At 68.5% G+C, this 7804-nt stretch carries 7 protein-coding genes and 1 pseudogene; 6 read left to right on the top strand and 2 right to left on the bottom strand.

The genetic code is table 11. The annotated features are described in order from the left end of the window. On the bottom strand, positions 1 to 1587 hold a 1587-nt coding region (locus B2U11_RS03645; protein WP_292070027.1), incomplete at its 3' end, for a proline dehydrogenase family protein. A 111-nt stretch (positions 1588 to 1698) separates the two neighbouring features. On the opposite strand from B2U11_RS03645, the gene B2U11_RS03640 reads away from it, so the two are divergent. The 5 genes from B2U11_RS03640 (at position 1699) to B2U11_RS03620 (ending at position 5034) form a co-directional block, all read left to right on the top strand. Beyond that, positions 1699 to 2160 (top strand): Lrp/AsnC ligand binding domain-containing protein, encoded by a 462-nt coding sequence (locus B2U11_RS03640; RefSeq protein ID WP_201216837.1) that lies wholly within the window; start codon positions 1699 to 1701, stop codon positions 2158 to 2160. A 76-nt stretch (positions 2161 to 2236) separates the two neighbouring features. After that, on the top strand, positions 2237 to 3325 hold the full coding sequence (locus tag B2U11_RS03635) for a glycosyltransferase family 4 protein (RefSeq protein ID WP_292070025.1): 1089 nt from the start codon (positions 2237 to 2239) through the stop codon (positions 3323 to 3325). Between the two features lie 56 nt (positions 3326 to 3381). Then, positions 3382 to 3627, top strand: coding sequence for a DUF6894 family protein (locus B2U11_RS03630; protein WP_292070024.1), 246 nt, complete (start codon positions 3382 to 3384; stop codon positions 3625 to 3627). Then, positions 3624 to 4367 carry a Crp/Fnr family transcriptional regulator gene (locus B2U11_RS03625; protein WP_292070023.1) on the top strand — a complete coding sequence of 248 codons (744 nt, stop codon included), beginning with the start codon at positions 3624 to 3626 and terminating at the stop codon, positions 4365 to 4367. Before B2U11_RS03630 ends, B2U11_RS03625 begins: the two co-directional genes overlap by 4 nt. 52 nt (positions 4368 to 4419) lie before the next feature. Then, positions 4420 to 5034, top strand: coding sequence for a helix-turn-helix domain-containing protein (locus tag B2U11_RS03620; protein ID WP_292070022.1), 615 nt, complete (start codon positions 4420 to 4422; stop codon positions 5032 to 5034). On the opposite strand, the gene glmS is transcribed toward B2U11_RS03620, so the two are convergent. Beyond that, positions 5021 to 6835, bottom strand: a complete 1815-nt coding sequence (glmS, locus tag B2U11_RS03615) for a glutamine--fructose-6-phosphate transaminase (isomerizing) (RefSeq protein ID WP_292070021.1) — start codon at positions 6833 to 6835, stop codon at positions 5021 to 5023. The two genes, B2U11_RS03620 and glmS, sit on opposite strands and share 14 nt — an antisense overlap. 162 nt (positions 6836 to 6997) lie before the next feature. Here glmS and B2U11_RS03610 point away from each other — a divergent pair. Further along, positions 6998 to 7804: pseudogene (locus B2U11_RS03610) on the top strand (phosphoglucosamine mutase); the annotation flags it as partial.

Here is a 7804-nt window from a genome sequence, read left to right as displayed (position 1 = left end):
GTCGCGGCCGAGGGAGTTCTGACGATCGCCGTACATGTCTTTCGGAACCGGAATCTTGGGGTGACGGTCGGGCTGGGCCTCGACCAGGGAGATGGGATCGGCCGCCACGGCCGAGGCCGGCACGCGCTCGTCCAAGAGGGCGTGGACGAAGGAGGAGTTGGCGCCGTTTTCCAGCAGGCGACGCACCAGATAGGGCAGCAGTTCCTCATGGCCGCCGACCGGGGCATAGGCGCGCACGATCACTGTCTCGTCCGCCCACTCCTCGATGGCGGCGTCGTACAGGGCCTCGCCCATGCCGTGCAGGCGCTGGTGCTCGATCGTCACGCCGCGGTCGCGGGCCATGTGGCGCACCGCCGCCAGGGTGTGGGCGTTGTGGCTGGCGAACTGGGAATAGAGGGCGGGCGAGGCCTCGATCATGGCCCGGGCGCAGACCAGATAGTTCAGGTCGGTCGCCGCCTTGGTGGTGAAGACCGGATAGTCGGCGCGGCCCGACACCTGGGCGCGCTTGATCTCGGTATCCCAATAGGCGCCCTTGACCAGCCGCACCATCAGGCGACGACCGGACCGGCGGGCCAGGTCGGCGACCCGCTGGATCGTCTCCAGGCCCCGCTTCTGATAGGCCTGCACCGCCAGGCCCAGCCCCGTCCAGCCGCCCAGTTCGGGCTCGTGCGCCAGCCGGTCCAGCATCTTCAGCGACAGGGCCAGCCGGTCCGCCTCCTCGGCGTCCAGGGTGAAGTTGATGTCGTGGCGCGCCGCGATCAGCGCCAGCCGCTTCACGCGTGGATAGAGGGTGTCCCAAACCCCCGCCTCCAGCGCCGGCTCGTAGCGCGGCGACAGCGCCGACAGCTTGACCGACACGCCGTGGCCATGCTCGGGCCCGCGCCCCGTCGCCGTCCGTCCCACCGCCTCGATGGCGTGGGCGTAGATGGTTTCGTAGCGGTCGGCGTCGGCCATCGTGCGCGCGCCCTCGCCCAGCATGTCGAAGCTGCACAGCCAGCCTTCGCGGTTCGACCGCTTCAGCGCCGCCTCGATGGTGCGGCCGACCACGAACTGCTCGCCCATGATCTTGACGGCGGTGGCCACGGCCTGGCGGATCACCGGCTCGCCCAGCCGGCCGGCGACGCGCTTCAGGAAGCCCGGCAGATCGCTGCGCGCCTGGTCGTCCACGTCCACCAGCTTGCCCGTCAGCATCAGCCCCCAGGTCGAGGCGTTGACGAACAGGCTGTCGGATCGGCCCAGATGGGCGGCCCAGTCGGCCGATCCGATCTTCTCGGCGATCAGGCGGTCGCGTGTCTCCTCGTCGGGCACGCGCAACAGCGCCTCGGCCAGACACATCAACGCCAGACCTTCGCGCGTGCCCAGGCCGAATTGCTGCAGGAAGCTCTCGACCACGCCCTGCTGCTTCTTGCTGCGGCGGGCGCCCTCGACCAGAGCGACGGCCTCGGCCGTCACCGCCTCCCGCTCGGCCGGATCAAGCGGGACCAGCAGCAGGTTTTCGGCCACGGCGTCGCGTTCGTCGCGGAATTTGTCGCGATCCAGCGCGTCCCATGCGGCCAGGCTCGAAGGCGAAAAGGCGGGGGGCGTCATCGGCGCGTCATGTCCTGTGGATTTCCGCCGTATATTCCTGAGTTCAGGGAATGTGCTTCGTATGATAGTGTTCCTGACCGACGATTCTTCGGTGAAGTGGGCCGCTTTCCGATGTCTGACATTGACGCCGTCGATCGTCGCATCCTGCGCGTGTTGCAGACAGACGCGCGAATTTCCAACGCCGAGCTGGCTCGGCGCTGCAACCTGTCGCCCGCCGCCTGTTTCGAGCGCGTGCGTCGCCTGCGCGAGAAGAAGGTCATCACCGGCTATGCGGCCATGATCGACCCGGCGCGCGTCGGCCGCGACCTGCTGATCTTCGTCGAGGTGCTTCTGGACCGCACCACCGGCGACGTGTTCGAAGCCTTCGCCGAGGCCGTGCGCAAACAGCCCGAGGTGCTGGAGTGTCACATGGTCGCCGGCGGTTTCGACTATCTGATCAAGGCCCGCGTCGGCGACATGGACGCCTATCGCGCCTTTCTGGGCGACGTGCTGGTGCGGATGCCGGGGGTGCGCGAAACCCGAACCTACGCCGTTCTCGAAGAGGTGAAGTCCACGACGGTGTTGCCGCTCTAGCATCCGTCTCGCCATCGTCATCCGAACGGTCTAGAAGTTCCGCCCTTCGTTCACGGCTCAGGGTCCGCCCGCCTCCATGCGCATCGTTCTGGCCACCGACGCCTGGGAACCTCAGGTCAATGGCGTCGTCCGCACCCTGACGCGCACCGTCGCGGAATGCCGCGGCATGGGCCACGAGGTCGAGGTCATCGAGCCCAGCCTGTTCAAGACCATCCCCTGCCCCACCTATCCGGAGATCCGGCTGGCCCTGGGCGCCGAGGAGGAGATTCGCGAGATGCTGCGCGCCTTCGAGCCCGAGGCCGTCCATATCGCCACCGAGGGGCCGATCGGCATCGCCACGCGCCGCATCTGCGTGGAATGGAAGCTGCCCTTCACGACCAGCTATCACACCAAATTCCCGGAGTATGTGTCGGCCCGTTTCCCGATCCCGGTTCAGGTCGGCTACGCCTACATGAAGTGGTTCCACAAGCCGTCGGGCCGGCTGATGGTGGCGACCCCGACCCTGCGCGACGAACTGATGGAGCACGGCTTCAAGAACGTCTCGCCCTGGTCGCGGGGTGTGGACACTGAACTGTTCAACCCCGACCTGCCGCGCATCTTCGACGAGATGGGCGGCAAGGACTGGCCCCGCCCCTTCTTCCTGAATGTCGGCCGCGTGGCCGTGGAGAAGAACATCGAGGCCTTCCTGGAGCTGGACCTGCCCGGCACCAAGATCATCGTCGGCGACGGCCCCGCCCGCGCCGAGCTTCAGGAAAAATACCCCGAGGCCAAGTTCCTGGGCGCGAAGTTCGGCGAGGACCTGGCCCGCTGCTTCCGCGACGCCGACGTCTTCGTCTTCCCCAGCTGGACCGACACCTTCGGCCTGGTGATCCTGGAGGCGATGGCCGCCGGCACGCCGGTCGCCGCCTATCCGGCGCACGGTCCGATCGACATCATCCCCGGATCGAACGCCGGCGCGATCGACAAGGACCTGAAGACCGCCTGCCTGGCCTGTCTGGAGCTGGATCGAAAGAATGTGCGCGCCTACGCCGAGAAGTTCAGCTGGCGCGCCTCGGCCGAGCAGTTCGTCGAGAACCTGCAACCCTATCCCGAGCCCGAACGCGGCCGATTCTGGCGCCGCCTGCGCCGCATCGCCCGCATCCGCAAGCGCGCCGCGGCGGCCTGACCTGAACCAAAATCGGCGTCGCTCGCTTCCCTCCTCACCCGCTGCTGGAGGACGGCTTGCCCCGCTACTATTTCCACACAGAAAACGGCGATCGCATTCGCGACGACCAGGGTGAAGAACTGGCCGGGGTCGAGGCCGCGCGCGAGGAGGCGGTCACGGTGCTGGGCGAAATCCTGAGGTATCGGGGCGCCAGCTTCTGGGACACCGGCTCGTTCAGCGTGATCGTCACCGACGACGGCGGGCGCACGGTCGTCAGCATAACCGCCGCAGCCTCCGAAGGCCTGCCGGAAACGCAAGGATGAGCACGCCCGCCGCCGACGCCAAGGTGTCCACCCTGGTCGAGAAGCTGTCCCTTCGCGACGCCCTGTCCGCCGAGGAGATCGCCGCCCTGGAAACCGTGCTGGGCCCCAGCCGGACCGTCGCCGCCGGCGCCGACATCGTGCGCGAGCACAGCCACCCCCTGCAGAGCACCCTGCTGATCTCGGGCTTTTCCGCGCGCTATTCGACCCTGAGGGACGGCGGGCGCCAGATCACCGAGATCAACGTCTCGGGCGATTTCATCGACCTGCACAGCCTTCTGATGAAACAAATGGACCACGGCGTCCTGGCGCTGACGGACTGCGTCATCGCGAATGCGCCCCACGCCCGGCTGATCGAACTGACCGAGCGCCATCCGCACCTGGGCCGCCTGTTGTGGTTGGACACCATCATCGACGCCGCCATCCACCGCCAGTGGCTGGTGGCGATGGGGCGACGCAGCGGCCTGAGCCACCTGGCCCATCTGGTTTGCGAGCTCTATCTGCGCCTGCGCGCGGCGGGCCAGGCGGGCGACATGACCTTCGACCTGCCGCTGACCCAGTCGGTCCTGGGCGACGCCCTGGGCCTGTCGACCGTCCACGTCAGCCGCCTGATCACCGAGCTTCGCGGCGAGGGCGTGGTCAACTGGTCGGGCCGACGAATCGAAATCGCGGACTGGCACCGACTGGCCGAGATCGCCGAATTCGACGCCACCTACCTGCGCCTCAGCAACGAACCCGTCTGAGCGCTTAACCCATGTTATCGCGCCCGCGCCCGGATCGGCGTCGAGCGGGATCATGAACATCTCCGACGTCGCCTCCACGCTGCTGTCGCACCTCGCCGTGCGCGGGGTGTCCGCCCAGGACCTGACCGGCTCTCCGGGGCGACCCGCCATGGCCGCGGAAGGCCCGCCCGCCGTGTTGCTGGTGCTCGAGGGCGTCCTGGCGCGTCGACGGGCGGGGTCGGCGGTGTCGATGGGTCTGGCGGGCGCGGGTCAGGCGGTCGGCCTGGAGGGGCCGGAAGATGACGCCGTGTGGCTGACATCCGGTCGCGCAGCGCGGGTGTCGATGCACGATGTCCTGGCGATCGAGCCCGGTCTGCTGGCTCAGTTGCGGATGGCGGATCTGGCGGCCAAGACCGACGCCCTGCGCCAGGAGGTGCTGCGTCACGCCCGCCTGACCCTGGTCCAGCGTTTGGCCGCCCTGCTGCACGACGTCCATCGAAGCGGCGGTCAGAATAGGGTCGCCCTGCGCCAGAGCGACCTGGCGGACCTGCTGCACGTGCGCCGCGCGGGGGTGTCGAACGCCGCCGCCGCGCTTCGGGCGGCCGGCGCCGTGCGCCTGCATCGTGGCGGGATCGAGGTCGCCGACGTCGCCGCGCTGGCGACCGCCTCCGGCCTCACTCCACCGTGACGGACTTGGCCAGGTTTCGGGGCTGATCCACGTCGGTGCCTTTCTGCACGGCCGTGTAATAGGCCAGCAGTTGCACCGGGACCGCATAGACCAAGGGCGCGATCAGCGGGTGGCAATCCGGCGCGTGCACCCGGCGGATGCCGGCGCCATGCGGATCGGGCGCCCTTTCCGGCGCGATCATGATGACCGGCCCGCCGCGCGCGGCGACCTCCTGCAGGTTCGACGCGGTCTTTTCGAACACGTCGTCCAGCGGCGCCAAGGCGATGGTCGGCGTCGCCTCGTCGATCAGGGCGATCGGTCCGTGCTTCAACTCGCCCGCGGCGTAGCCTTCGGCGTGGATGTAGCTGATCTCCTTCAGCTTCAGTGCGCCTTCCATGGCCAGCGGGAACATGGCGCCCCGGCCCAGGAACAGCACGTCGTCGGCCTTGGCCAGGTCCTGCGTCACCGCCCGGATCGAGGCGTCCATCCGCAGGGCCTCGGCGATCAGGCGCGGGCTTTCGAACAGGGCCTTGACCAGTTCGGCCTCGGCCGCGGCGTCGATGCGCCCGCGCGCCACGCCCGCCGCCACCGCCAGCGCCAGCAGGGCGGCCACCTGGGCGGTGAAGGCCTTGGTCGAGGCGACGCCGATCTCCGGCCCGGCGTGTGTGGGCCACAGCACCTCGGCCTCGCGCGCCATGGACGAGGAGTGGACGTTGACCACGGCCGCCGTCTTCAGCCCCTGCGCCTTGCACCAGGTCAGGCTGGCCAGGGTGTCGGCGGTCTCGCCCGACTGGCTGACCGCGACCGCCAGGGTCGATTTCGACACCGCCGGCGAGCGATAGCGGAATTCCGACGCGATCTCGACGTCGCACGGCAGGCCCGCCAGCTTCTCGAAGGCGTAGCGGCCGATCTGGCCGGCGTAGAAGGCGGTGCCGCAGGCCACGATCTGGATGCGGTCGATGGCGGCGAAGTCGACGGGATTTGTCTTGGCCTTGCCGGTCACCAGGTCGAGATACTCCGACAGGGTGTGCTGGACGCTGTCGGGCTGTTCGTGGATCTCCTTTTCCATGAAGTGGCGGTACTCGCCCTTCTCGACCATGGCCGAGGACGCCGACACCTGCACCACGGCGCGCTCCACGGCCGCGCCCGAGGCGTCGAACATCCGCGCGCCGGCCTTGGTCACGGCGACATAGTCGCCCTCTTCCAGATAGCTGATCTTCTGGGTGAAGGGGCCGACCGCCAAGGCGTCCGAGCCCAGATACATCTCGTCCTCGCCCCAGCCGACGACCAGGGGACTGCCGCGACGGGCGCCCAGGATCAGGTCGTCCTCGCCGTCGATCAGCACGGCCAACGCATAGGCCCCGGTCAGCCGGTCCAGCGTCGTCTTGAACGCCTCCAGCGGCGCCCTGCCCGTCTTCAGTTCCGCATCCAGCAGATGGGCGATGACCTCGGTGTCGGTCTGGCTCTCGAATATATGGCCCTCGGCCGCCAGTTCGGCCTTCAGCTCGGCGAAATTCTCGATGATGCCGTTGTGGACCAGGGTGACGCGCCCGGCCTTGTGCGGGTGGGCGTTGGCCGTCGTCGGCGCGCCGTGGGTGGCCCAGCGAGTATGGCCGATGCCGACCGTGGCGGTCAGCGGTTCGGCGGCCAGCACGGCCTCCAGATTGCGGATCTTGCCCTGGGCGCGGCGGCGCTGGACATGGCCGTCCACCACACAGGCCACGCCGGCGGAATCGTAGCCCCGGTATTCCAGCCGCTTCAGGCTGTCGATCAGCCGGGGGACGACGGGGCCGTTGCCGGTGACGCCGATGATGCCGCACATGCCGCGAACTCCGCCAGGGGGAACAGGAAGCGCCGCTTTGCACTGGCGGCGAACAGGGACTAAGCCACGCGAGCGATGCCCCAACGGCCGTCTATGCAATCTTAAGGCCGGCCGCATCAAAATTGGGGTTTCGCAACGTTACCCGAGACTGAGGACCACCGCGTGGGCGACAGAAAATACTTCGGCACCGACGGCATTCGCGGCCGCGCCAACGTCCATCCGATGACCGCCGAGGTGGCGCTGCGCGTCGGCCTGGCGGCTGGCAAGCTGTTCAACACCGGCGACGACCGCCGCCACCTGGTGGTCATCGGCAAGGACACGCGCCTGTCGGGCTATACGATCGAGCCGGCCCTGGTCGCGGGCTTCGCCTCGGTGGGCATGGACGTGCGCACCTTCGGTCCCGTGCCGACGCCCGGCGTGGCCATGCTGACCCGCTCGATGCGCGCCGACCTCGGGGTGATGATCTCGGCCTCGCACAACGATTACGCCGACAACGGGATCAAGCTGTTCGGCCCGGACGGCTACAAGCTGTCCGACGAGATCGAGCTCAAGATCGAGGCCATGATGGACCAGGGCCTGGACCAGGGGCTGGCCGCCTCGGGACAGTTGGGCCGGGTCAAACGCATCGACGACGCCCAGGCGCGCTACATCGAGATCGCCAAACAGGCCTTTCCCCGTCGCCTCAGCTTGAAGGGCCTGCGCATCGCCGTCGATTGCGCCAACGGCGCCGGCTACAAGGTTGCGCCCACCACCCTGTTCGAACTGGGCGCCGAGGTCTGCGCCGTGGGCGTGTCGCCCGACGGACTGAACATCAACGCCGAATGCGGCTCGACCCATCCGGCGACCCTGGCCGAGGCGGTCAAGCGCTACCGCGCCGACATCGGCATCGCCCTGGACGGGGACGCCGACCGCCTGATCATCTGCGACGAGAAGGGCCAGGTCGTCGACGGCGACCAGATCATGGCCCTG

Source organism: Brevundimonas sp. UBA7534 (assembly GCF_002479325.1).
GTDB lineage: Bacteria > Pseudomonadota > Alphaproteobacteria > Caulobacterales > Caulobacteraceae > Brevundimonas.
Note: the sequence above shows the minus strand (reverse complement) of the source record. Positions and strands in the feature narration are given on the sequence as shown.